This window comes from Roseibium sp. SCP15, from assembly GCF_040329435.1.
GTDB lineage: Bacteria > Pseudomonadota > Alphaproteobacteria > Rhizobiales > Stappiaceae > Roseibium.
On the sequence record NZ_JBDZYI010000004.1, the window covers coordinates 272659 to 297769 of the forward strand.

Annotated in this window: 22 protein-coding genes; 16 read left to right on the forward strand and 6 right to left on the reverse strand. The window is 57.1% G+C overall.

Going from position 1 to position 25111, the window contains the following annotated elements:
* The first annotated feature begins 175 nt into the window (after positions 1–175).
* From glpD to ABLO27_RS21210, 12 genes are all read left to right on the forward strand, one after another.
* The gene (gene glpD, locus ABLO27_RS21155) at positions 176–1696 is read left to right on the forward strand and encodes a glycerol-3-phosphate dehydrogenase (RefSeq protein ID WP_353035467.1); all 1521 of its coding nucleotides are present in this window, start codon (positions 176–178) and stop codon (positions 1694–1696) included.
* Positions 1697–1770: 74 nt separating this feature from the next.
* Entirely contained in the window at positions 1771–3252 is a 1482-nt protein-coding gene (glpK, locus tag ABLO27_RS21160; protein ID WP_353035469.1) for a glycerol kinase GlpK, read from the forward strand.
* Between the two features lie 297 nt (positions 3253–3549).
* A complete protein-coding gene (locus ABLO27_RS21165) occupies positions 3550–5154 on the forward strand; it encodes an ABC transporter substrate-binding protein (RefSeq protein ID WP_353035470.1) in 1605 nt (534 codons plus the stop codon).
* Positions 5155–5271: 117 nt separating this feature from the next.
* Positions 5272–6279, forward strand: coding sequence for an ABC transporter permease subunit (locus tag ABLO27_RS21170; RefSeq protein WP_353035472.1), 1008 nt, complete (start codon positions 5272–5274; stop codon positions 6277–6279).
* Between the two features lie 15 nt (positions 6280–6294).
* Positions 6295–7224 carry an ABC transporter permease subunit gene (locus tag ABLO27_RS21175; protein WP_353035473.1) on the forward strand — a complete coding sequence of 310 codons (930 nt, stop codon included), beginning with the start codon at positions 6295–6297 and terminating at the stop codon, positions 7222–7224.
* A 4-nt stretch (positions 7225–7228) separates the two neighbouring features.
* Positions 7229–8065: an ABC transporter ATP-binding protein gene (locus ABLO27_RS21180; RefSeq protein WP_353035475.1), complete on the forward strand. Its 837-nt coding sequence runs from the start codon at positions 7229–7231 to the stop codon at positions 8063–8065.
* A gap of 1 nt (position 8066) precedes the next feature.
* Positions 8067–8897 (forward strand): dipeptide ABC transporter ATP-binding protein, encoded by an 831-nt coding sequence (locus tag ABLO27_RS21185; protein WP_353035476.1) that lies wholly within the window; start codon positions 8067–8069, stop codon positions 8895–8897.
* A gap of 75 nt (positions 8898–8972) precedes the next feature.
* Positions 8973–10331: an MFS transporter gene (locus tag ABLO27_RS21190; protein WP_353035478.1), complete on the forward strand. Its 1359-nt coding sequence runs from the start codon at positions 8973–8975 to the stop codon at positions 10329–10331.
* Positions 10328–11668 (forward strand): MFS transporter, encoded by a 1341-nt coding sequence (locus ABLO27_RS21195; RefSeq protein WP_353035479.1) that lies wholly within the window; start codon positions 10328–10330, stop codon positions 11666–11668. Before ABLO27_RS21190 ends, ABLO27_RS21195 begins: the two co-directional genes overlap by 4 nt.
* Positions 11669–11726: 58 nt before the next feature.
* The gene (locus tag ABLO27_RS21200) at positions 11727–12080 is read left to right on the forward strand and encodes an ArsR/SmtB family transcription factor (protein WP_353035480.1); all 354 of its coding nucleotides are present in this window, start codon (positions 11727–11729) and stop codon (positions 12078–12080) included.
* A 29-nt stretch (positions 12081–12109) separates the two neighbouring features.
* Positions 12110–12619 carry an arsenate reductase ArsC gene (locus ABLO27_RS21205; RefSeq protein WP_353035482.1) on the forward strand — a complete coding sequence of 170 codons (510 nt, stop codon included), beginning with the start codon at positions 12110–12112 and terminating at the stop codon, positions 12617–12619.
* Positions 12612–13313, forward strand: a complete 702-nt coding sequence (locus ABLO27_RS21210) for an MIP/aquaporin family protein (RefSeq protein ID WP_353035483.1) — start codon at positions 12612–12614, stop codon at positions 13311–13313. Before ABLO27_RS21205 ends, ABLO27_RS21210 begins: the two co-directional genes overlap by 8 nt.
* Before the next feature lie 26 nt (positions 13314–13339).
* Here ABLO27_RS21210 and ABLO27_RS21215 read toward each other — a convergent pair whose 3' ends face one another.
* Positions 13340–13987: a GntR family transcriptional regulator gene (locus tag ABLO27_RS21215; RefSeq protein WP_353035484.1), complete on the reverse strand. Its 648-nt coding sequence runs from the start codon at positions 13985–13987 to the stop codon at positions 13340–13342.
* A 158-nt stretch (positions 13988–14145) separates the two neighbouring features.
* On the opposite strand from ABLO27_RS21215, the gene ABLO27_RS21220 reads away from it, so the two are divergent.
* Entirely contained in the window at positions 14146–15387 is a 1242-nt protein-coding gene (locus ABLO27_RS21220) for an NAD(P)/FAD-dependent oxidoreductase (RefSeq protein WP_353035485.1), read from the forward strand.
* Positions 15388–15403: 16 nt separating this feature from the next.
* On the opposite strand, the gene ABLO27_RS21225 is transcribed toward ABLO27_RS21220, so the two are convergent.
* Together ABLO27_RS21225 and ABLO27_RS21230 are read right to left on the reverse strand one after the other, a co-directional pair.
* Positions 15404–16090 carry a DUF2270 domain-containing protein gene (locus ABLO27_RS21225; protein WP_353035486.1) on the reverse strand — a complete coding sequence of 229 codons (687 nt, stop codon included), beginning with the start codon at positions 16088–16090 and terminating at the stop codon, positions 15404–15406.
* Between the two features lie 166 nt (positions 16091–16256).
* Entirely contained in the window at positions 16257–17474 is a 1218-nt protein-coding gene (locus ABLO27_RS21230) for an MFS transporter (RefSeq protein WP_353035488.1), read from the reverse strand.
* A 56-nt stretch (positions 17475–17530) separates the two neighbouring features.
* Between ABLO27_RS21230 and ABLO27_RS21235 the strand changes: the two genes are divergently transcribed.
* Together ABLO27_RS21235 and ABLO27_RS21240 are read left to right on the forward strand one after the other, a co-directional pair.
* The gene (locus tag ABLO27_RS21235; RefSeq protein WP_353035489.1) at positions 17531–18088 is read left to right on the forward strand and encodes a CGNR zinc finger domain-containing protein; all 558 of its coding nucleotides are present in this window, start codon (positions 17531–17533) and stop codon (positions 18086–18088) included.
* Positions 17988–18929 carry a hypothetical protein gene (locus tag ABLO27_RS21240; protein ID WP_353035490.1) on the forward strand — a complete coding sequence of 314 codons (942 nt, stop codon included), beginning with the start codon at positions 17988–17990 and terminating at the stop codon, positions 18927–18929. The genes ABLO27_RS21235 and ABLO27_RS21240 overlap by 101 nt, the downstream gene beginning before the upstream one ends.
* Before the next feature lie 7 nt (positions 18930–18936).
* On the opposite strand, the gene ABLO27_RS21245 is transcribed toward ABLO27_RS21240, so the two are convergent.
* Positions 18937–21390: a Tex family protein gene (locus ABLO27_RS21245; RefSeq protein WP_353035492.1), complete on the reverse strand. Its 2454-nt coding sequence runs from the start codon at positions 21388–21390 to the stop codon at positions 18937–18939.
* Between the two features lie 407 nt (positions 21391–21797).
* Here ABLO27_RS21245 and ABLO27_RS21250 point away from each other — a divergent pair, with 407 nt between their 5' ends.
* A complete protein-coding gene (locus ABLO27_RS21250) occupies positions 21798–22445 on the forward strand; it encodes a TetR/AcrR family transcriptional regulator (protein WP_353035494.1) in 648 nt (215 codons plus the stop codon).
* Here the strand turns inward: ABLO27_RS21250 and ABLO27_RS21255 are convergent.
* Both ABLO27_RS21255 and ABLO27_RS21260 read right to left on the reverse strand, forming a co-directional pair.
* Positions 22429–23550 carry an ATP-dependent DNA helicase gene (locus ABLO27_RS21255; RefSeq protein ID WP_353035495.1) on the reverse strand — a complete coding sequence of 374 codons (1122 nt, stop codon included), beginning with the start codon at positions 23548–23550 and terminating at the stop codon, positions 22429–22431. The two genes, ABLO27_RS21250 and ABLO27_RS21255, sit on opposite strands and share 17 nt — an antisense overlap.
* A gap of 107 nt (positions 23551–23657) precedes the next feature.
* Complete coding sequence (locus ABLO27_RS21260) at positions 23658–24989, reverse strand: NAD(P)/FAD-dependent oxidoreductase (protein WP_353035496.1); 1332 nt, start codon at positions 24987–24989, stop codon at positions 23658–23660.
* Positions 24990–25111: the final 122 nt, after the last annotated feature.

The following is a 25111-nucleotide window of genomic DNA, read 5'->3' on the forward strand; positions in this document are numbered from 1 at the left end:
GCAATTTGATAGATAATTGAAATTACGAGACTAAATCTCCCCCGGATCAGGATGACACCTGATCCGGGGGAGTTTCGTTTTTGCGACTAAAAATGTTGATTGAATTTCGTGAAGTTTCGTTTTATTTTCACTTTACCCTTTCATTTGCAGGCGCATTCGAGCCGGAGATAATTTTATGGCGGCTGACTACGATCTTTTGGTTATCGGTGGCGGAATCAACGGGACGGGCATCGCCCGCGATGCCGTTGGTCGGGGTGCCTCGGTCATGCTGGTCGAAATGGGTGACCTGGCCGGAGCGACATCCTCGGCGTCGACCAAGCTGATCCATGGTGGCCTTCGATACCTTGAGTATTATGAGTTCAACCTGGTGCGCAAAGCGCTGAAGGAACGAGAAGTGCTTTGGCGTGCGGCACCACATATCGCCTGGCCACTGCGTTTCATTCTTCCGCATCACAAGGAGCTGCGCCCGGCCTGGCTGCTGCGTCTGGGGCTGTTTCTTTACGATCATCTGGGTGGCCGCAAACTGCTCCCGCCTACAAAGACAGTGCGGCTTGACCAGGCCCCGTTCTCACAAGGGCTGAAACATCTCTTCAAGAGAGGGTTTGAATATTCGGATTGCTGGGTGGATGACGCTCGACTTGTTGTACTGAATGCGCGTGATGCCGCCGACCGAGGCGCGAAAATTCTGACCCGCACGAAATTCATCGGTGCGAAACGCGAAAACGGCATGTGGTCGGTGGTGTTGAAGGACGTCACCAGCGGGGACGAGAGAACCGTAACTGCGAGCGTTCTGGTCAACGCCGGCGGCCCATGGGTCGCTGAAATGTTGCACAACATCGCCGGAGCGGACCACAGCTCCAGGATCCGACTCGTGAAAGGCAGCCACATCATCGTTCCGCGCCAGTTCGATCACGACCGGTGCTTCATCTTCCAGAACGGTGATGGCCGGATCGTGTTTGCGATCCCTTACGAGAATGACTTCACGCTGATCGGAACGACGGACGTCGACTATCAGGACGATCTCGGCGATGTCCGTATATCGCAGGACGAAGTCGAGTATCTGTGCAAGGCCGCCAGCGAGTATCTTGAAAAGGCCATCAATCCTGAGGATGTGGTTCATACCTATTCCGGTGTTCGCCCGCTTTACGATGATGGTGCGAAGGATGCCAAGGCAGCGACGCGTGACTACGTGCTGGAACTGGATGGTGGCGAGAACAATCCGGCTGCCCTGTCAGTCTTTGGCGGCAAGATCACGACCTACCGCAAGCTGTCCGAGCATGTGCTCGAAAAGCTCGAGCCTTTTCTTCCTTTCAAGCGCGGTGTCTGGACAGCCTACGCGCCGTTGCCTGGTGGTGACTTCAAGGTTGATGAGTTCGATGCCCAGGTTGCAGGTCTGCGGAAGGACTTTCCCTTCCTGGACAAGTTGTTCGCGACACGTTTGATCCGGCTTTACGGGACCGACGCGCGATTGTTCCTTGGGGAAGCAAAATCCCTGGAGGATCTTGGGCGCTGCTTTGGCTACAATCTCCATGAAGCCGAAGTGAAATGGCTGATCAACCGTGAATGGGCGCAAACCTCCGACGACCTTCTCTGGCGTCGGACCAAGTTGGGTTTGAGGCTCAGCGCCGAACAGGCTGCGGAGCTCGATGCTTACATGTCCAACTATCTTGCAGAGCAGGCGGGCGCTGCTGCATAGTTTCCTGACGACTTCTACTGCCGGTTTTGCCGGCAGTTTCTTTAATAAATGCAATAACCAACGGGAGGTGCGCCATGGCCGGATGTGTGTTGGCGATAGACCAGGGCACAACGTCAAGCCGCGCGATTGTTTTCGGCGATGATTTCAATCCAGTCAGCGTAGGCCAGCAGGAGTTTCCGCAACACTTCCCGAAATCGGGCTGGGTGGAACATTCACCAGCGGACATCTGGACGAGCACGCTTCGGGTTTGCCGGGATGCCATGGAAAAGGCTCCTGACGGTGGTGCGGATGTTGCCGCGATCGGCATTACCAACCAGCGTGAGACGACGCTTATCTGGGACCGTTCAACGGGAGAGCCGGTTTACAACGCGATTGTCTGGCAGGACCGCCGCACATCCGACTTGCGTGCAAGGCGTCTGGAAGAGAAATTCACCTTCAAGACAGGTCTTCTTCTCGATCCTTATTTTTCCGGCACGAAAATCGCCTGGATCCTGAACAATGTCGAAGGTGTACGCGAGCGCGCCGAGCGTGGTGAGTTGGCGTTCGGCACCGTGGACACGTGGCTGATCTGGCAGTTGACGGAAGGCGAAGTTCACGCGACTGACGCCACGAATGCGGCGCGGACACTGATCTACAACATTCATGACAATGTCTGGGACGAAGAGCTTTGCGCGTTGCTCAACATTCCGATGAGCCTTCTTCCGGAGGTCAAGGACAGTGCGGACGATTTCGGCATGACAAAGCCGGAGCTGTTCGGACGATCCCTGCCGATCCTCGGTGTCGCCGGCGATCAGCAGGCCGCGACAGTCGGTCAGGCCTGCTTCAATCCCGGCATGGTCAAGTCGACTTACGGGACCGGTTGCTTTGCCCTGATGAACACCGGAGACACGCCGGTACGGTCCAATAACCGTATGCTGACAACCATTGCCTATCGTCTGAACGGTAAAACGACCTACGCTCTGGAAGGCTCGATTTTTGTGGCGGGCGCTGCCGTACAGTGGCTTCGCGACGGTCTTGGTCTCATTGAAAATGCGGGCGAAACCCAGCCTCTTGCCGAGCAGGCCGATCCGAATCAGGACGTTTATATTGTTCCGGCATTCGTTGGACTCGGGGCTCCTTATTGGGATGCGGATGCCCGTGGCGCCATGTTCGGTCTTACGCGGAGTACCGGGCCGAAAGAGATTGCCCGGGCGGTTCTGCAAAGCGTCGGTTATCAGACGAGCGATCTGGTCGAGGCAATGCGGGCCGATTGGTCCGGTGCCGAGCAGCCCGTTTTGCGGGTGGACGGAGGCATGACCGCATCTGACTGGACCATGCAGTTTCTGGCCGACATTCTAGGGGCTTCGGTCGACCGGCCGACGGTCGCAGAAACCACGGCGCTGGGCGCTGCCTGGCTTGCCGGCTCCAAAGCTGGAATATGGCCGGGCCAGGAAACCTTCGCGGCGCAGTGGAAACTGGAAAAACGGTTCGACCCTCAGCTGGAAGAGGCGGAACGGTCCCGACTGCTTGCCGGTTGGCAGGATGCGGTCAATCGAACCCGTACTACGCAGGATTGAAGAAATTCGAGGCTCCCGCATTAGCGGGAGCCTTTTTATTTCAAAGCCTTATGGATTGGGCGAATTTTGGTGCCGTTGCGGTATTTGTTTCTATTGAGTTAAATTCTGCGCATTAAAAATATACGGCAGCATAGCTTACCTAGCAAAAATATTTCAAAACCGGGCCCAAATTAGAAATATGTTGGTGGTTGATTTTCTGCCAAAAAAACGCCTTAGTTTGCGCTGGCTCGGGCTTAACTCCATTGCACGGTTCAACGATGCAAGGCCCTTGCTCTTCATCAAGGGGAGAACAGTTTGATGAATTTCCAAAAATCCTTGAAGGCAACCCTTCTTGGCGCCAGCCTTGCTGTGATTGCAGCAACCGGCGCGTCTGCAAAAACTCTTGTTTATTGCTCCGAAGGTTCGCCTGAAGGCTTCGATACGGCTCTTTACACTGCGGGCACAACTTTCGACGCGTCCTCCAAGCCGCTCTACAACCGGCTTGTCGAGTTCAAGCGCGGCACAACGGAAGTTGTTCCGGGTCTCGCAGAGAGCTGGGAAGTCTCCGAAGACGGTCTGGAATACACCTTTAACCTGCGTAAAGGCGTCAAGTTCCACACGACCAGCTTCTTCACACCGACGCGTGACTTCAACGCCGACGACGTAATCTTTTCCTTCGAGCGTCAGCTGAAGAAAGACAATCCTTGGCACGAGTATACTGCGGGCACCGCGTGGGAATACTTCAACGGCATGTCCATGCCGGACCTCATCAAGGAAATCGTCAAGGTCGACGATCATACGGTCAAGTTTGTCCTGAACCGTCCGGAAGCTCCGATGGTCGCCAACCTGGCGATGGACTTCGCGTCGATCGTTTCGGCTGAATATGCTGCTCAGCTGGAAGCTGCCGGCACCAAGGAACAGATGAACCAGCAGCCGGTCGGCACCGGCCCGTTCTCCTTCGTCGGTTACCAGAAAGATGCCGTGATCCGTTATGCTGCGCATCCGGACTACTGGGGTGGCAAGCAGCCCATCGACAACCTGATCTTCGCGATCACACCGGATGCAGCCGTTCGCTTGCAGAAGCTGAAAGCTGGTGAATGTCACGTCATGCCGTATCCGGCTCCGGCCGATATCGCCGACATTCGCGACGACAGCAACCTGACGCTGATGGAACAGCAGGGCCTGAACGTCGGTTATCTCGCCTACAACACCAAAGTGGCTCCGTTCGACAAGAAGGAAGTCCGTAAGGCGCTGAACCACGCGATCAACAAGCAGGCGATCCTCGACGCCGTTTTCCAGGGCTCCGGTCAGGCTGCGAAGAACCCGATCCCGCCGACCATGTGGTCCTACAACGAGGCGATCCAGGACGACGACTACAACCCGGACCTGGCCAAGGAAATGCTGGCCGCTGCCGGTGTTGAAAACCTCGACATGAAGATCTGGGCGATGCCTGTCCAGCGTCCGTACAACCCGAATGCCCGCCGTATGGCGGAAGTCATTCAGGCTGACTTTGCGAATGTCGGTGTCAACGTCGAAATCGTTTCCTACGAATGGGGTGAGTACCTGTCCCGTTCCAAGGACGTGAACCGTGACGGTGCCGTACTACTCGGCTGGACCGGTGACAACGGCGATCCGGACAACTTCCTGGCCGTTCTGCTCGGTTGTGACGGCGTCGGTGGTTCCAACCGTGCCCAGTGGTGTAACGACGACTTCGAAGCTGTCATTCAGAAAGCGAAGACCGTTACCGACAAGGCAGAGCGCACGAAGCTCTACGAAGAAGCACAGGTCGTCTTCAAGGAAGAAGCTCCTTGGGCAACCATCGCTCACTCCGTCGTCTTCATGCCGATGTCCGCTAAGGTCACCGGTTACGTGATGGATCCGCTTGGCGGCCATTGGTTCGACGGCGTGGACATTGCGGAATAAACCCGCTTGATTTAGGGAGGCGCTGGCAGTAATGCCGGCGCCTTCAAACATTATGACCGGCGGATGCTTTCATCTCACGTGACTGGATCCGCTGGTTCTTCGTATCTGGAACCTGACATGCTCCGTTTTCTTCTAGGCCGTCTCGGTCTGTTGATACCGACGTTTATCGGCGTCACCCTGGTCTCCTTTGCATTCATTCGACTGTTGCCCGGGGACCCGGCCGAACTTCTGGCCGGCGAGCGCGGTATCTCGCCTGAGCGCCGGGCCGAAGTTCTGAGCCAGCTGGGCTTCGACAAACCCTATTGGCAGCAGTATCTCGACTACATCTTCGGCATTTTCCAAGGTGACCTTGGCATCTCGTTCGTCTCCAAGAAGCCTGTGCTCGACGAGTTCATGACCCTTTTCCCGGCGACTGCCGAACTGGCTATCTGTGCCATCATCATCGCAGTCTGTGTCGGTATCCCAGCGGGTATTTTCGCGGCCGTGAAACGTGGATCGGTCGCCGATCAGGCGATCATGGGAACCGCACTTGTGGGGTATTCCATGCCGATTTTCTGGTGGGGCCTTCTGCTGATCATCTTCTTTTCAGGCATTCTGGGCTGGACGCCTGTTTCCGGGCGTATTTCGCTGATGTTCTTCTTCCCGCAAGTGACGGGTTTCATGTTGATCGACAGTCTGCTGTCAGGGGAAAAGGGCGCCTTCCTGTCCGCGGTCCGGCATCTGATCCTGCCGTCGATCGTGCTGGCGACCATTCCGCTCGCGGTGATTGCCCGTCAGACCCGTTCAGCCATGCTAGAAGTTCTGGGCGAGGATTATGTCCGCACCGCCCGGGCAAAGGGCCTGCCGCCTCGTGCGGTGATCGGCCTGCATGCCCTGCGCAATGCGCTGATCCCGGTTGTGACCACAATCGGTCTTCAGGTCGGAGTGCTGCTGGCAGGTGCGATCCTGACGGAAACGATCTTCTCCTGGCCCGGGATCGGCAAGTGGCTGGTCGACAGTATTTCCCGACGCGACTACCTGGTCGTTCAGGGTGGCCTGTTGCTGATTGCCGGTATCATCATGCTGGTCAATCTGATCGTGGACGTGCTTTACGGCCTGATCAATCCGCGTATCCGCCACCACTGAGCCGAGGGTTAGAAAATGACAAACACGTCCCCGGTCACAAAGGCCGATACCTCGAAACTGGAAGCGGAAAGCCGCAACGCCACCAAGGCGCAGCTGACCGAGTTCTGGTACTACTTCTCGCAGAACAAGGGCGCGGTCATCGGTCTGGTGATCTTCGCGCTACTGGTCCTCACCGCGGTGTTCGCACCTCTTCTTGCGCCGCATAACCCCGACTTCCAGTACCGGGACAGCTTTCTTGTTCCGCCATTCTGGGAAGAAGGTGGCAAGGCCACGTTCATTCTCGGAACGGACGCCGTCGGTCGCGACATCCTCTCCCGCCTGATTTTCGGTGCGCGGTTGTCGCTTCTGGTTGGTGTCATGGTGGTCACCATTGCGCTGACCGGTGGCATCATCATCGGGGTTGTCGCCGGATACATGCGTGGTTCCGTCGATACGTTCATCATGCGTATCATGGACATCATCCTGGCATTCCCGTCGCTGCTGCTTGCCCTTGTGCTTGTCGCGATCCTCGGCCCGGGCCTGATCAATGCGATGATCGCAATTGCCATCGTCCTGCAACCTCACTTCGTGCGTCTCACCCGCGCAGCGGTTCTGGCCGAACGTTCGAGAGACTATGTGGTGGCCGCGAAAGTCGCTGGTGCAAGCCACATGCGGCTGATGTTCAAGACGATCCTGCCGAACTGCCTCGCGCCGCTGATCGTTCAGGCAACCCTGTCCTTCTCGAATGCCATCCTGGACGCTGCCGCACTCGGTTTCCTTGGTATGGGAGCGCAGCCGCCAACACCGGAATGGGGCACCATGCTGGCCGAAGCGCGCGAATTCATCCTGCGTGCATGGTGGGTCGTGACTTTCCCGGGCCTTGCGATCCTGATCACCGTTCTTGCCATCAACCTGGTCGGTGACGGCCTGCGCGATGCGCTCGACCCGAAACTGAAGAGGAGCTAAGCCAATGTCTCTTCTTGAAATCAGAAACCTGAAGGTCGAGTTCGACACCGCCAAAGGTCCGTTCAAGGCGCTGGACGGTGTCGACTACACGGTTGATGCCGGCGAGGTGCTTGCCATCGTTGGGGAGTCCGGATCCGGAAAGTCCGTTGCCATGCTGGCGACCATGGGTCTGCTTCCAGACAGCGCGACGATCACTGCCGACAAGATGGAATTCGAAGGTCTTGATCTTCGCACCCTGTCGGCAAAGGAAAAGCGCAAGGTGATCGGCCGGGATATCTCCATGATTTTCCAGGAACCGATCGCCAGCCTGAACCCGTGTTTCACCGTCGGTTTTCAGTTGAGCGAAACTCTGAAGGCGCACACCGAACTCAAGGGAAAGCAGATCAAGGATCGCGTCATCGAGATCATGACTGCCGTCGGTATTCCTGATCCGGCAGGCCGGCTGAATGCATTTCCGCACCAGATGTCGGGGGGACAGTGCCAGCGCGTGATGATCGCCATGGCAATTGCCTGTTCTCCCAAGCTGCTGATTGCGGATGAGCCGACGACGGCGCTCGACGTGACCATTCAGAAACAGATCCTCGATCTGATCGTGAAGCTGCAGCAGGACAGCGGCATGGGCCTGATCATGATCACCCATGACATGGGTGTTGTGGCCGAAACCGCTGACCGCGTGATCGTGCAGTACAAGGGGCGCAAGATGGAAGAAGCCAGCGTGCTTTCCCTCTTTGAAAACCCGCAGAACCCGTACACGAAAGCTCTCCTTTCGGCCCTGCCGGAAAACGCGACCGGAGACCGGTTGCCCACGGTGAGCGATTTTGCAGAAGCGGGAGGCTTCTAAGATGTCCGATGATGTTATTCTCAAGGTCCGTGACGTCTACAGAACCTACGACATCAAGGGTGGCCTGTTCAAAAAGGCTTCGCAGCTGACGGCCGTCAAAGGGGTCAGCCTGGATGTCGAGCGTGGGTCCACGCTCGCGGTTGTTGGTGAAAGTGGCTGTGGCAAGTCAACGCTTGCCCGCATGCTGACCATGATCGATGCACAAACGTCCGGTTCCATCGAGATCGACGGCTTGCCGATCGACATTTCCAAGACAGGTATCTCCAAGGAAATGCGGCAGAAAGTGCAGATCGTTTTCCAGAATCCATACGGGTCGCTGAACCCGCGCCAGAAAATCGGCCACGTTCTGGAAGAGCCTCTGCTGCTGAATACCGATATGCCAGCTGCCGAGCGCAAGGATCTGGCCCTGCAGATGTTGCAGAAGGTTGGCCTTCAGCCGGAGCACTACGGCCGTTATCCGCACATGTTCTCCGGCGGCCAGCGTCAGCGTATCGCCATCGCCCGCGCGATCATGATGAAGCCGAAACTTCTTGTGCTTGACGAGCCGGTTTCCGCGCTGGATCTGTCCGTTCAGGCGCAGATCCTCAATCTGCTCGCCGACCTTCAGGACGAGATGGGCCTGACCTATGTCTTCATTTCGCATGACCTTTCGGTGGTGCGTTACATCGCAGACAAGGTCATGGTGATGTATTTCGGTGAAGTGGTGGAGTACGGAACGCGGGACGAAGTGTTCAACAACCCGCAGCACGACTACACCAAGACCCTGTTCGCGGCGACACCACGTGCGGATGTCGATAGCATCAGGAAGCGGTTGGCTGCCAAGGCGGCATGAGCCTGATGGTACAATCTTCGGTTTCCGGCTGAAGCCGGTTCCATTAAGCTCCCGACTGTTGGTCGGGAGCTTTTTTTGTTTTTGATATCTGAAACAAACCGCAGATGGTGGCTTCTCGGAGGCGTCGCCTGCGTATTGGGCGTCATTCTCCTTGACGAAACCGTCGTCGGGATCGCTCTTCCGACCATTCAGAAAGATTTCGGCCTGACCTCAACCGAGGCGCACTGGGTGGTGAATGCCTATCTTCTGACCTTCGCCTGCTTCGTTGCGATTGGCGGCAAACTGGCCGACATCTACGGCACATTGCGTGTCTTTCTAACCGGGCTTGTCATCTTCAGCCTCAGTTCGATCGCCTGCGGACTTTCACCATCCGGGACATTCCTGATTGCTGCGCGCGCGACGCAGGGTGTCGGGGCTGCAATCATCTTTCCGCTCTATGTCGCGATGGTCGGCATGACTTTCGCCAAGGAGGAGCGGGGTTTCGCGATTGCCGTCGGTGGATCCGTCGGAACAACGTTTCTGGCGCTGGGGCCGTTGGTGGGAGGCCTGCTCACCGATCTGGTTTCGTGGCGCTGGATTTTCTGGATCAATCCAATCGTCGCGATTGGTATCGGTACCATCGTCACCCTGACATTTCGCGACGTTGCCAGGCCTCCCGGGCGACGCATCGATTGGGCCGGGCTGCTGCTGATCGCATCGGGCATGTTTGCAGTCGTGTTCGGGCTTATGGAGGCCGACAACTGGGGTTGGCTTAACCCGGGCATCTGGGCGTCTTTAATTGCCGGTGTCTCTTTGTTGCTGATGTTTTGCCGGGTGGAGGCCGGCCTTCAATCTCCCTTGATCGAAGTGCAGCTCTTTTCCAGCTGGGTCTTCACCAGCAGCAATCTGACGATCTTCATGGCGCAATACGCAAAGATCATGTTGTTTGTCTTCGTGGCACTTTATGCGCAGGGGCAACTTAGACTGAGCCCGCTTGAGGCCGGAGCGTTCGTCATGCTGGCTCCCATCCTGCAGCCTTTTGCAGCGCTGACCTGCGGACGGCTGACCCGAACGTTTTCTTATAGAAACCTGAGCCTCTTCGGCATTGCTGGAACGGGTCTCTGCCTGGCGTGGCTTTGTCTCGTTGCGCCTCACAAGAGCCTTGTCCTGTTTGCCATCGGACTGCCCTTGTCCGGCATGGCTTTTCCCTTCCTCGTGGTGCCAAGCAGGGCGGCGATCATGGATGCCTTGCCGGAATACAAGCACGGTCAAGGTGGCGGTATCGCCATGACATTCCAGATGATCGGCGGGACAGTCGGTCTTTCGCTGTCCAGCGCTCTGTTGCCCATCGGCGGTTTTCAGGTGGTTTTCGGGGGAGCGGCTTTGCTGTTTGGCATTCTGCTCTGTTTCGCTCTGATTGCCTTCCACCGCGAGCAGGTCGGGCAGACCTCGTGACTGCATCAAGCGAAGTGAAACGCAGATGGTGGTTGCTTGGTGCGGTCAGCTGTGTGCTCGGCCTCGTTCTGCTCGATGAAACGGTTGTCGGGATCGCGCTTCCAACCATTCAGGAAACCTTTGGATTATCGCAAGGTGGTGCTCATTGGGTGGTGAACGCCTATCTGCTTTCCTTTGCATGTCTGGTGGCCGTGGGGGGCAAGCTGGCGGATCTGTTCGGCATGCTCAGGGTTTTTCTCATTGGGCTGACGCTGTTTGCGCTGTGCTCGATTGCCTGTGGTTTTGCCCCAACTGGTGAAATCCTGATTGCAGCGAGAGCACTACAAGGTGTTGGGGCAGCGATCATCTTCCCGATTTTCCTGGCGATGATCACAATGACCTTTCCAAAGGATGTTCGGGGAGGGGCTCTGGCCACAAGCAGCGCGGTCGGCACGATATTTCTGGCGCTCGGTCCCCTGGTGGGCGGTCTCTTCACAGACCTGCTTTCATGGCGCTGGATTTTCTGGATCAATCCCTTTGTTGCCGTTGCGGTCGGGGTCATCGTCACGGTCACCTGGCGGGATGTCGATCGACCGCGGGGGGAGAAAATCGACTGGTTGGGCCTGCTTCTGATCGCCTCGGGCATGTGTTTTGCCATTTTTGCGCTGATGGAGGCCGATAGCTGGGGGTGGGGAAGCCCGGTGATCTGGGCGTGTCTGTTTGCAGGTGTCGTTCTGCTTGGGTCGTTTTTCCGGGTGGAGTCCAGGCTTGAGCTTCCGTTGATTGAAGTCCGGTTGTTTTCCAGTCCAGTCTTTGCTGCCAGCAACCTTACGCTCTTCATAACTCAATACGCGAAGATGCCTCTCTTCGTGTTCGTCGCCCTTTACGCGCAAACGGAGTTGAAGCTCAGTCCGCTGTGGGCGGGTGTGTTGGTCATGCTGGCACCTGTCTTGACGCCGCCGGCCTCCGCACTTTGCGGCCGGATTGCCGATAGGACACCGAAGAGGCAACTTGTTGCCTGCGGGCTGACCCTTCTATTGATATCGTCTGTCTGGCTGCTTGTGACGGAGCCGGTGAAAAATGCACTGGTCTTTGCACCCGGTCTTGTCATTGCCGGTCTCTCTTTTCCTTTCCTTTTCACGCCCACAAGGGCTGCCATCGCCGAGGCCTTGCCCGAATACAAGCATGGTCAGGGTGGAGGGATTGCGATGACTTCCCAGATCATCGGCGGGACCGTTGGCCTGACCGCCTCCAGTGCAGCTTACGCGTTGGGGGGATATCAGGCGGTATTCGCCCTGACAGCTTTCCTTACGGCGGCTGTGATGGCCCACGCAATGTTTGCCTTCCGAGGCGTCTAGTCGCTTTGGGCCTGGTTTTTGGAATTGTATTTTTCCATAATTCGAGTATTCTCGAAATATGGAAAAAGAAGACGCACTCCACGCTTTGGCCGCCCTAGGTCAGGAAACACGCCTCGACGTCTTTCGCCTGCTGGTGAAAGCAGGAAAGGAAGGCATGACGGCAGGGGCAATATCGGATGCGCTGAAGGTGCGCCCGAACACATTGTCGACCCATCTGGCTGCCTTGTCGCGGTCCGGGCTGGTGAATTCCGAGCGGGACGGGCGTTCAATCCACTATCGGGCGGATCTTGGGACGATGCAGTTTCTGGTGACCTATCTGCTGCAGGACTGTTGCGGTGGCAATCCCGAACTGTGCGCGCCGATCATGAACATCGCCATGACAGGCGCGTGTTCAGACAATGAGGCGTGCTGACGCTCAATTCTCAATCGGGGCAATATCTTATGCGTAATGTTTTGTTCGTTTGTACGGCCAACTCGGCCCGATCGGTTCTGGGTGAGGCGCTGTTGCGTCATCTTGGCGAGGGCCGGTTCGCAACCTTTTCTGCTGGTTCGACGCCAAGGGGAACCGTGAACCCGGATGCGCTGGCCTGCCTTGAAAGACGCGGTCTGCCGACGGACGGTTTCAGGTCCAAGAGCTGGGATGAATTCTCAGGGCCGGATACTCCCGAAATGGATCTCATTGTAACCGTGTGTGACAGCGCGGCTGGGGAGGCCTGTCCGGTCTGGCCGGGTCATCCGCTTGTTGTGCATTGGGGCATCCCGGATCCGGCCTCGGTGGAAGGGGATGAGGCGACGCGCGGCGATGCCTTCGATCTTGCCTATGACCGTCTGGAGCGCCGCATCAGTGCCATGTTGGCAATGGGCGACGAAGTCTTTACCGCCAAGGACGGCAAAACCCGGCTTGCAGCCATCGGCGCTGCATCCGATGCTCAGGAAACAGGAAATGTCTGAATTCAGTATGTCACGGCGGCTGGTCGCCGAAGCGCTTGGTACGGCCATGCTCGTCGGAACCGTGGTCGGCTCCGGCATCATGGCTGACAACCTGTCCGATGATGTTGCGGTCTCGCTGCTTGGAAACACCATCCCGACCGGTGCGATCCTTGTGGTTTTGATTACGATCCTTGGGCCGATCTCGGGAGCCCATTTCAACCCTGCCGTTACCTTCGTGTTCTGGCTGCGCCGGGAGCTGTCTCTGGCAATCGGCCTCTGTTACATCGCGGCGCAGATTGCCGGCGGCATCGGAGGTTCGCTGATTGCCCATGTGATGTTTGACCTGCCTGTCTGGCAGGCTTCAACCACCGTACGAACCGGTCCGGCGCAATGGGTGGCGGAAATCGTGGCGACCTTCGGTCTTCTTGCCACCATTCTGGCCGGGATAAGATTTCGTGAAGCCGCCGTTCCCTGGCTCGTCGGCCTCTATATCACTGCAGCCTACTGGTTCACGGCCTCGACATCCTTTGCCAATCCGGCGGTGGCGATCGCGCGCAGTTTCACCGATACGTTTGCCGGCATTCGTCCGGTGGACCTTCCGGGCTTCATTGTCGCTGAACTTATTGGTGCAGCGCTGGCGCTGGCGCTCCTTTCCTGGCTCTTGAAGCCGGAAGACGCGCCGGATCGCGAAATCGAACTGGCCGGGCAGAACTAGGCAGCTTGAACGACCTGTGGCGGTGGCTATCTGGGCAGACTCAAGAGAGCCGTTGCCTGCCGCCGCAGGTAAAACATCAGGTTTTCAACCTGTTCCATGGCAGCATTCTCGTCACCGCTGGCGATGGCCTGCATGACCTCCAAATGGCTCCAGGCCGCAGGGTTCAGGTCAGCCTGACCAAAATGCCGGTACCAGAAGCGTCGGCACTGGGTCTGTAACGGTGCCAGGGCCTTTGCCGCAAACGGATTGCATGCGGCCTGGGCAACGACCTCGTCGAAAGCCTTGTCGAGACGCAGATACTCTTCAACGTCTGGAACGGAGGCAGCTTCACGCATGTCTTCGGCGCAGCTCTCAAGGGTCTTGCGCTCTTCCTGACTGGCAAGACGCGCAGCAGAACCGACCACTAGGCGTTCAAGGGCGTGCCTTGCATCGAGAACCTTGATGAAATCGGACGGGTTCATCTCCGCAATGATGACGCCAAGGCGCGGGCGGATCGTCAGGAGGCCTTCCCAGCTGAGCCGTTGGAGAGCTTCCCGGATGGGAGTTCTTCCCAAACCCAGGCGCTGCGCGAGGGCCACTTCAGTCACTGCTTCCCCCGGTTTCAGTTTCAGGGTCACAATGCCTTCTTCCAGTTGCCGATAAGCTTGGGCGGATTGACTGAGGTCTCCCGTCATGGGTTCCGAATTCCTTTCACTGTCAGATGTATTGTAAATATATCAGTTGTTGATCTGAGGGAAGGTGCCAGAAAACATCGATTGCTTCCGGTGTGATGTGAGCTTGGTAAGGGCTTCCCGCTATTGCCAAATCAGCAAAAGCTTGATTGAACGCTTTTATGAGCAAGGGTCATGTCTACGTGGCAGGAGCAGGCATCATCGGCCTGGCTGTAGCCGCAAATCTCGTACAGCGCGGGTTTCAGGTGACGGTTCTGGACCGCGAGGGTCCGGCCGCAGGTACAAGTCGTGGAAATGCAGGGGCGATTGCCTGGACGGATGTTGCTCCGCTTGCGTCTCCCGGGCTTTGGAAACAGGCGTTGAAGTGGTTTGCTGACCCTTTGGGGCCCCTCACCGTGCGTCCTGCCTATGCTCTTAAGATCCTGCCCTGGATGATCCGGTTTCTGGCTGCTTCCAATCCGAAGCGCGTCGAGAGCAGCACGAAGGCACTGGCGGATTTGAACGGGGCGGCTTTGCCAGCCTGGGAGCGGCTATGGCGCGCCTCCGGAACGCATAACCAGGTGCGAAAGGACGGATGCCTGGAAATTTTCGACGCGGAAGCCACTTTGAAAAGTGCGAGGGAAGGTTGGGACGAGCAGCGAGAATTCGGGATTTCGATTGAGGAACTCGATGCCGGTGCAATTCGTGAACTGGAACCAGACCTGTCCGCAAGGGTAGTCGGTGGCGCCCTTGTTCCGGGCTGGATGCAGGTGGATGACCCGAAAATCCTGTGCCTTTCCATAGCCGACTGGCTGAAGGGGCAGGGTGTCGAATTCGTGGTGGCCGAGATTGCAGGGCTCGAACCGAAAGCTGCAGGCTGTGGAGTGTCACTCAAGGATGGCCGGAAGATTGATGCCGAGCACCTAGTGATCGCCTGTGGAGCGTGGTCGAAGACCTTGGCCGCACAGCTTGGAGACGCCATCCCGCTCGACACGGAGCGTGGCTATAACATTACCGTTCCCGAGCCCGGTGTGCAGGTAAAACGCATGATCATGTTGCCGGGGCACGGGTTTGTCATCAGTCCACTCTCGACCGGTTTGCGCGTCGGGGGCGCGGTGGAATTCGGTGGTCTTCATCTGCCGCCAAACTGGAAGCGGGTCGATGCGATGGTGGCGAAGGCCCGGCTGTTTTATCCGGACCTGCAAATTGAGGGTGGGGAACGCTGGATGGGATATCGTCCGTCCATCCCCGACAGTCTGCCGGTCATTTCACCGGCATCACGCCATGACCGCGTCTTTTACGCCTTTGGCCATGCGCACCATGGTCTGACGGAGTCGGCCGTCACCGGTGAATTGATCGCGGATATGATTGAGAAAAAGCCGTCGGCAATTGATGTTGGTCCGTTTGCGGCTGACCGGTTCTGATCGCAGAGTGGACGGCTCAGATCTGTTCCATCGGTGACTGCCGTTGCGCACGGTAGATCTGGTCGAGCCGGTAGGTGACGATGGCGAAGATCACCCAGCTGGCATGGAAGAACACACCCGCCAGCATGACCCAGCTTCCCGGAATGACACCAATGGAAGCCCGGTCAAAGGCTTCTGAAAGTGTTGTCAGCGGTTCGGGGTGGATCGCAAGCTTGCCGTAGTAAGAGACCGCCTGGATCGCGAGGATCCAGGAATAGTTGCTGCGCAGCCTTCGACCGGCCGCCCGCACCAGGCTGATATGGTAGTGGGGTGTTTCGTAGTCATCTGCCAGCATCTTGCTCCAGGAGCCGCCCCAGGGAACCTTTCGGCCGTAGAGGATCGGTGCGTAGAAGTCCGACTCCATCAGGCGCGCACGAGCACGGAACAAGTTGTAATAACGGTACCGGCGTGCCTCCAGGATCAGAAACACCGTCACCAAAAGTCCCACAAGAACCATGGGAAGAGGCGAGGCATCCTTGTTCGAGAAAGTCGCCGAAAGGGCGATGCCGGTGGTCACCACGGCCCAGTTTGTGGTGTTGTCGAGGCGGGTGCGCCAATGTGTGCTGCGAAAGACCTCCGCCCTGTAGAGATGGGCAAGCGCGCCAAGGGTTCCGGACTCGATGTCCTGGTTGGGCCAGTGCTCGTTCGGTTCCTGTTCCTTCATAACTAAGACTGTCGCGCTTGAACCAATCTCCTAAACGCTACAACTAAATGGCCTTCTTGGCCATTGGTTGGGTTTACCTCGATGGAGGTATGTTCGCTCACACAGGTGCCCGTTGCTCTGGAGCGTCCAAAGTGACTGATCTTGCTCGAGTAAAGATGTGCACTACTCAGTCGACGATTTCAGAAGGAGCAACGGCACCTTCAGCGGCTCGCGTGGTGAGGCCGGCAAAAAGATAGGCGACAAGAGCAAGCAGCGCAGGAGCAGCAAAGAAAAAGAATGCGGTCTGCAACCCGAACAGGTCGGCGCAAAAGCCACTGACGCTCGAGCCTGCAAAGAAGCCTGTCCACCCGATCCAGCGATAGGCTGCGACTGTCCGTCCAAGCAAGGTTGGGTGGACGGTTTCCTGCTGAAACGAGGCAATTGAAATTGACCAGGTCACACCGCCGGCACCTGCAACCAGAGCAGAAAGCAAGACTGCTTCGAGACCGAAGCCGAAGGCCGGAACGAGAATGAAGATAAGTGTCGCAATCGGGTCGAGCGCGCGAACCTTGGCGTCGCCAAGCCAGGTTCTGAGTGGTTGATAGAAAAATGCGCCGATCAGGGAACCGCACCCCATTGCGGTCATGACGTATCCAATCCCCGACACGCCGATGTTGAGATGACCTTCCGAAAGTGCATAGGGGATGATCAGGGTCATCCACGCTCCCCAGGTTATCGACATCGCCATCAGCAATATCGTGATCCAGCGATGTACAGGTGAGCGCAACAGGAACTTCGCTCCGTCAAAGAAACCCTGTAAGCCTTTTTGTGTGCTTTGGGTGCTGCGGGCAGGTTTCGGCAAGGCAAAGAAACTGAGCGTGGTCGCGACTGCGGCCAGAAAAAAGACAGCCAATGGGGAAGGTGCCAGCAATAGTGCGATCAGGAAAGGCGCCAGCAAAGTTGCCGCCACCGTCTTGGCACCCTGGAGCATGGAGTTGCCACGATGCAGGCTGTGTTTATCAACCAGGTCCGGCACGATGGTCTGGCCGGAGGTTTCCGTCAGAACCTCCCCGATGCCAACCATCAGCCCCAACAGACCAAGCAGTGTGATCTGTTGTTCGACTGTCTCCGGGAAAGTCAGAAAAATCAGTGCTGCGGCTCCGGCTGCAAGTGTTCCCATTCGATAGCCGGCAATTCGGCCAAAGCGGTCGAGGCCCCAGCCTGCAATTAGGCCAAATAGCGGCCAGGCAATTGTTATTGCGCCCGTTACCAGGCCAATTGCGGCCGTTGAAAAGCCTGTCGTCCCTGTCAAGGTCGGCAAGGCGATCTTCATCAATGTGATGCCGAGGCCGGAAGCAGCCATCGCGGTGGACATGCGCCAAAGGGAGATGTCAGACGGTTTCATGTGTAAGCCTTGTTCGATATAATAGTGCTTACTAACATGATTGGTAATCAATTAAAATGAAAATACTGCTTACATTGAATTCTCTGGAAGAGGCGATGTCGTTTGCAATCGATCTTGCCAACACGCATGACCCGATGCGCGACCCGGTCGACAGTCTGGCGGACGCGGAAATAGCGACTGAATTTCTTCGACCACTTCTTGAAGACGAGGAGGATGCGGCACGCATTGGCAGGGACCTTCGCCCGCACCGGGATATCCTGCGCAAGGCGTTCTTGGATCTTGCGGCAGGATTGGAGAACGATCAGTCAACCCGGCAGCGTCTTGAAACGGCTCTCGAGTCAGACTGGAAACTGGGACAAGATGACGAGGGTAAGGTTGCGGTATTTCCCCGACAAAAACAGTCAGCCGTCAAGCGCCTGGTTTCCTGGAGCACCCTCGGGTTCTTTGCACTGAAACAAGGTGCCCCCGAACGGCTGCGGGTCTGTCAGTCGGCTCCCTGCGAAGAGATTTTCCATGACAAAACCAAGGCTGGACGACAGCGGTTTTGCTCAAAGCGGTGCGGGACACGGTTCAACGTTGCGCAGTACCGTTCCCGGGAACGGGATACCGGTTGAACTTTTGATTGTATTTGTTCTGCGCTGCCATTACTCGGTTGAAATGAATATCGGCAACAATTGCAGAAAAAGGGTGGTTGGGGTGGCCAAGAAAACCAACGTATTTTCGCAGGCCTTTGGAGTCTTGCAAGCATGTCGTGCGCTCGCGCTCGTCTACTTTGTCATTATTTGTGTCATGGACGTGTTATCGGAGCATTACGACGGCGATTTGATATGGGGGATTCCGTACGCGCTTGTGGTAGGTTTCTTTCTCTTCTACTTGTGTGCCAATTTTTTGGAGTTGAAGCCCAAGCAAAAAGTCTTTGGGAGGCCTCAGCGTCAGTTTGTGCTGAGGTACGTTTTTCTAATATTTCTGCCGTCACTATTGGGAGGGTGGGGTGTAGTGCTCGCTCTAAATCTGATTCCGGAGGAGGTGTTGAGCCCAAACATGGTGTTCATAGCGCTTTTCTTAGGCCTTGGATTTACCATTGTTTTGCCGATGTTTATTTTCGGTACTGCTCTACCTGCACAAATTGTTGGAAATCAATCTCAAATATTGGCAGCGGTCCACAGAGCAGGCCGCCAAGTCCGCTATTTCCTACCTCGTATTATTTTTCTATTTGGTCCGTTTATATTTGTTGAATTCGTGTTTTCCTTAATTTTCCAATTTTCGGCACTCGAGATGATGCCGGTAAGTGACACCGGAGAGGTAAATATGATTGGCGGTATTATGCTTTTGCTTTCCAATCTGATTGGTGTCTACGGAGATGCGGTTCTTTCAGTGCTAGTCTGCCGAGCCTACCTCAAAGACCTGCGAGAGCAAGGCGAGCTTCCGCTTGCTGAAGCGGAAGTCTTCGCCTGACGAAAGATCACTTTCGTTTCTTGTTCATAGCGGCTGCCAACGCAGCCGCCATGGCGTTGTTACCGCCATCTCCACCTGAGGACTTTGGGCCGTCCTTGCCACCGCGCGGACCACTACCGCCAGGGCTGCGCCCGCCTGGGCCTCTGCCACCTGGGCCCTTACCGCCCGGACCGCGTCCCTGAGAACCACCGCGATCTTTGTCCGAGCGCTCGCGCTGGCCCTGATAGTCGGCCTGTGACTTCATGGTCATGGAAATACGCTTGCGCGGTACGTCCACCTCCAGAATGGTGACCTTGACGATGTCACCGGCCTTGACGACCTGGTGCGGGTCATCGACAAACCGGTCAGCGAGTTGGGACACGTGAACAAGACCGTCCTGATGCACGCCGACATCCACGAATGCGCCAAAGTTGGTGACGTTGGTGACCGTGCCTTCCAGCTTCATGCCGGGCTTCAGGTCCGAAATCTCTTCCACCCCTTCCTGAAGGGCGGCGGTCTTGAATTCCGGGCGCGGGTCGCGGCCGGGTTTTTCTAGCTCGGAGAAGATATCCTTCACCGTCGGCAGGCCGAATTTTTCATCCGTATATTCCGCAGGATCCAGACCCTTCAGCAGCGAATTGTCGCCCATGATCTGACGCACATCGCGGCCGCAGGCCTTCACGATCCTCTTGGCCAGCGGGTAGGCTTCCGGGTGAACCGAAGAGGCATCGAGCGGTTCCTTGCCGTCATTGATCCGCAGGAAGCCGGCGCAAAGCTCGAACGCCTTGGCACCAAGGCGCGGAACATCTTTCAGCTGAGTTCTTTTTTCGAAGCGGCCAATCGAATCCCGGTGTTCGACAACGGCCTTGGCCAGGCTGTCGGACAATCCGGAAATGCGTGAGAGCAGGGCCGGGGACGCGGTGTTGAGATCGACACCGACGGCGTTCACTGCATCTTCGACAACAGCATCCAGCGCGCGAGCCAGTTTGGTCTGGTTGACATCATGCTGATACTGCCCGACGCCGATGGACTTCGGCTCGATCTTGACCAGCTCGGCCAGCGGGTCCTGCAGGCGCCGGGCAATGGAGGCTGCCCCGCGCAGGGAGACATCGACATCCGGCATTTCCTTGGCTGCCAGTTCGGAGGCGGAATAGACGGACGCACCTGCCTCGTTGACGATAACCTTCACCGGGCGTTGCCCGGTGGGAATGTCGGAAAGAACGTCGCCAGCAAGCTTGTCGGTTTCGCGGCTCGCCGTGCCGTTGCCGATGGCTATCAGGCCGACCTTGTGCTTGGCGATCAAGGCAAGCAGGGTCGCCCGCGACCCGGAAACGTCATTGCGAGGCTGGAACGGATAGATCGTTGCCGTGTCGATGAGCTTGCCGGTGTCGTCCACAACAGCGACTTTCACACCCGTGCGGATACCGGGATCAAGTCCAAGTGTCGCCTTGGCGCCTGCCGGTGCAGCCAGCAGAAGATCCTTCAGGTTCTTTGCAAAAACCTGGATGGCTTCTTCCTCGGCCTTGTCACGCAAGACGCCCATCAGATCGAGTTCGAGATGGAGTGCAAGTTTCACCTTCCAGGCAAAGCGTGCGACATCCATCAGCCACTTGTCCGCCGGACGGCCGGCGTCGGCAATGCCATAGGTGTCCGCGACCATCTTCACGGCGGGAAGAACGGGAGACACATCATCGGCGTCAACCGTCAGATCAACGGAGAGGATGCCCTCGTTCCGGCCCCGGAAAAGGGCGAGGGCCCGGTGGCTGGGGATCTTCGACCATTGCTCTGAATAGTCGAAATAGTCGGCGAATTTCGCGCCCTTTTCCGCCATGCCGTCGATCAGCTTGGACTGGACGACTCCCCGTTCTTCCAGGTAACGGCGAAGGCGCCCCACCAGCTCCGCATTTTCGGCAAACCGCTCCATCAGGATTTGCCGGGCACCATCCAGGGCCGCCTTGGTGTCCGCGACACCCTTTGCCTCATCGATGAACCCTGACGCTTCGGTTTCCGGCGTCTTGGAGGGGTCTTCAAGCAACAGGTCGGCGAGCGGTTCCAGACCGGCTTCTCGTGCAATCTGAGCCTTGGTGCGACGCTTTTTCTTGTACGGCAGGTAAATGTCTTCAAGCTGCGACTTGGTTTCCGCTGCCTGAATGCTCTTGGTCAGGTCATCCGTGAGCTTGCCCTGTTCGTCGATCGACTTGGTGATCGCGACGCGACGGTCTTCCAGTTCGCGCAGATAGATCAGCCGTTCTTCAAGCTTGCGCAGCTGGCTGTCATCCAGACCGCCCGTTGCTTCCTTTCGGTAGCGGGCAATGAAAGGCACCGTCGACCCTTCGTCCAGGAGCTGCACGGTCGAATTGACCTGACCCGCCTTGCAGCCGATTTCGTCTGCGATGCGATGGGCGATGCGAAGCGCCGTTTCTGCTGAAAGGACAGTCTTTGAGCCTGTCGGGGTCGGATCGGAATGTGTGAGGCTGACCATTGACGCGGTGACTTTCGAGATTGGAAACTTTTGAGCCGCAGAAGATATTCCGCCTTAATCGGGCGGAAAAGAGACAGAGCCGCGCCGTCCACTGCCAATTGGCCCGAGGTGAAGAATGTTTGGAGACGGAAAACCCAAAACTTAACAATCCTTTCTGCCGTGACGGGAAAACGCCTTCGAGGAAAAAGGGATTGGTTTACACCTTTTGGTTGTTTTTTTACTGTGCCTTGAACGTAGAGCAATAAAATGCGTATTCTACGTACGGCGATTACAGCTATTCTTTGACCAAATTATCGTGATTGAATGCTCTGGACATGGAGCGCAGTGGACGTGCGGAAGTTGTTACGTTCAAGTCTGCCGTTCCTGCATGAACTTGATATCCGGTTTGTTAAAAGGAGCACAGACCGATGGCACGTGGACGGCCGAGAAAAATCAGCACCAAAGACGCGCTTCACTCGGTCATGCTCGCCTTCTGGCAAAATGGATATTCCGGAACATCCATGAACGATCTTTCGGAAGCTTCCGGAATGGCCAAGCCTGGCCTTTACGCGGCTTTTGGCGACAAGGAAGCGCTTTTCGAAAAGGCGCTGCTTCACTATTTCGAGACTTATGGCGGTCCCGTGTTCGGCAGGCTCCAGCAGGCGCGCAGACATTTCATCGATGATTTTCGTGATTTTCTGGGCGCGGTCGCGGACCTGACACTCGACAAGAGCACGCCCTCGGGGTGCTTTCTGGTCAATGCCCTGGTTGATTGCACTTATGGTTCGGAACGGCATCAGGAGCTGGTCAACGGGCTGCGCGAGTCCAGATACACTGCAATCAGGGAACGGCTTATCAAGGCGGTTGCGGCAGGTGAAATGCCATCCGACGCGGATGTCGACCGCGCGGCAACCTTTCTGGATGGTCAGTTCTCGGCCATTGCAATGTTGGGTCGCAGCGGTGCCTCCGATGCGGACCTGAAGATCTTCATCGAGACGGGTCTTGGCGCATTGCCGGTCTGCGGCGCTTCTCGCGCGATGGCAGACGAACCGGAAACACCTATCTTACGACAGTGATGCGCTCTGCCGCTCGCGTGACAGCGGTATAAAGCCAGCGGCTCTTGTGTTCACGAAAAGCCCAGCTTTCGTCAAACAGGATGACATCGTCCCATTGGGAACCTTGTGCCTTGTGCACTGTGAGCGCATAGCCGTAGTCGAACTCATCCGCCTTGCGCCGGATGGCGTAGGGGATGCTTTCAGCGCCATCCTCGAACATGGCCGGGAGCACTTTGACCTTGACGGTCGTCTTGCTGATTTCATCCTCGGACACCACGTCAAAACGCAAGGTGTTGCCGCGTGGCTGCCGCAACCGCTTCACGTTCCAAAGCCCCCCGTTCAACAGGCCCTTGGTCTTGTCATTGCGCAGGCAGACGAGTTTGTCGCCAACCGCCGGCATGGGCGTGGTGAATTCTTTCAGCTCGCGGATGCGGCCGTTGTAAAGGCGTCGGGTCTTGTTGGTTCCGACCAGCACCTGGTCGCTCGCCAGAATCTGCTGTTTGTCAATTTCGCGGCGATGAATGACCTTGCTCTCTCCAAATTCGCCATAGTCGAGCGTGCCGCCGTCGCGAATGGTCATGGACATGCGCACAATCGGATTGTCCTGCGCCTGCCTGTGAACCTCTGTCAACATGACATCCGGCTCTGCTTCCGTGAAATAACCGCCGCCTTTTACAGGGGGGAGCTGGGCCGGGTCGCCCAGCACCAGAACCGGAGTGCCGAAGGAAAGCAGGTCCTTGCCGAGTTCCTCGTCGACCATCGAGCACTCGTCGATGACGATCAGGCTGGCCGTAGCTGCTGCACTGTCCCGCTTGATCGCAAATTGCGGGCCAGCATCCTCATCGTCGTCGTCCAGATCCTCTTCTTCCTTGGAAGAGCGCGGGCGATAGATGAGCGAGTGGATCGTGCCGGCGTCCTCGCAGCCCTTTTGCCGCAGGACATGAGCAGCCTTGCCGGTGAAGGCACCGAAACAGACATCACCGTCAATGTCTTCGGCCAGGTGACGGGCGAGAGTGGTCTTGCCGGTGCCTGCAAAGCCAAACAGACGGAAGACCTGACGGTCGCCCCGCTTCAGCCAGGCAGCCGCTTCTTTCAGGGCTTCATCTTGTTGTGGGGACCAGGCCACCGGATCGCTCCTCATAGTCAGGGGACCTGGATGCTTACCCTGATTTGCTGCCTCCCGCCAAGACCGAATTCGGTTTGTTCAGGGACCAGAGACTAGGCTGGCTGAACCTATCCGAGGACCGAGAACGAACTTTCCTTTGTCAGGTCTCTTTTTCGGGAAAACGTTGCCGTATTGATGGTGTGTTCAACGTGACGGAGAGCGAACTGCAAGGGGTGACTGTCATGATCGTTACCGTCTTCGCAATACTGGATCAGCTCACTCATCAGGCGTCCGGCGACCATGGCGTTCTTGAACTGGTTGCCGCTTGTTCCGATGGCCAGATAGAACCCGTCGACATCAGAGCGGTCATAGATGGGCAGCCAGTCATCGGTGGCATCGTAAAGATCTGCGACGCCGAGGGGGTGTTGGGAGACGCCAAGTTCCGGCACGCGCTGTGAATAGCGATAAGCATAGGTCAGGGCGCGATCCGTGAGATCCCGGCGGAAATCGTCAGGGTCTTCCTCTATGTGCGGATCGCAGGGCGGGTTCAGGCTGCCGATCATCAGTTGTCCGCCGCTGCCGGGCTTGACGTAACAGGCAACGTCCCCATCGGCGACGATGAGGCCTTCTCGAGAATAGCCAAGACTCTCGGGCGGTTTGATCTGCACCACTTCCTGGCGGAGGGGACGGTGGCCGATCTGAACACCCGCTTCGCCATCAAGAAGTCGGTTTACCTTGCCTGAATGAGGACCTGCGGCGTTGATGACGATGCCGGCCTCGAACACCCGTCCGTCTTCGCAGGTGATTCCGGTGACCCTGTTCTCAGCCACCATGATGCTGACCACCTTGGTGTTGAAGCTGAATTCGGCGCCGAGACGCGCAGCGGCTTCCTTGAGGTTTCTTGCCGCCAGCTGCGGGTCGTCCACATAACCGCTGGCAGGAAAGAAGACGCCACCTGCAATTTCCCCGCCTGTCGGCATGCCAAACGTGTCGTCATCCATCGTCTTGGCCGGGGCAAAGCACTCCAGATTGTACCCGGGCAGGTTTTCCTCGATTTGCGCGGGGCTCCAGTGCTCGTAGTCGATGCCAAGCGTATCGGAGTGGTTGAGTATCTGTCCGAGCGTCTTGTCACCGGCGGTCTTCATAAGAACTGTGCCGGTGTCGATGAAGCGGGCGAGTTCCTCCCGGCCGTCGGCAGCAAGGTCAACAGGCCAGTTCTTCCAGTCATGATAGCCCTCCAGAGCCATCGCCGTTCCATCCAGCGTCGAATAATAGGTCCGGATGACGGCAGCGGAACTGGACGTCGATCCGTAACCGGCTGCTGGCAGCGCGTCGACATTCAAAGTCCTGTAGCCCTTTGCGGCAAGTTCACGGGCTATGGAGCAGCCGATGATTCCGGCACCGATGATGATGGCGTCAAAGCGTTTGACCGCAGTGTCCTTTGAGGGCGCTGGAGGCATTTACGGGTTCCTCTGTTCTTCTGTCAGGACAGGTGACTGCTCCTGATTTGTCCAGAAGAATAAGCGTCATTCCTGGTTCTGAAATACGCGAACAGTGTGAATTTAACTGACAATTTGATGAT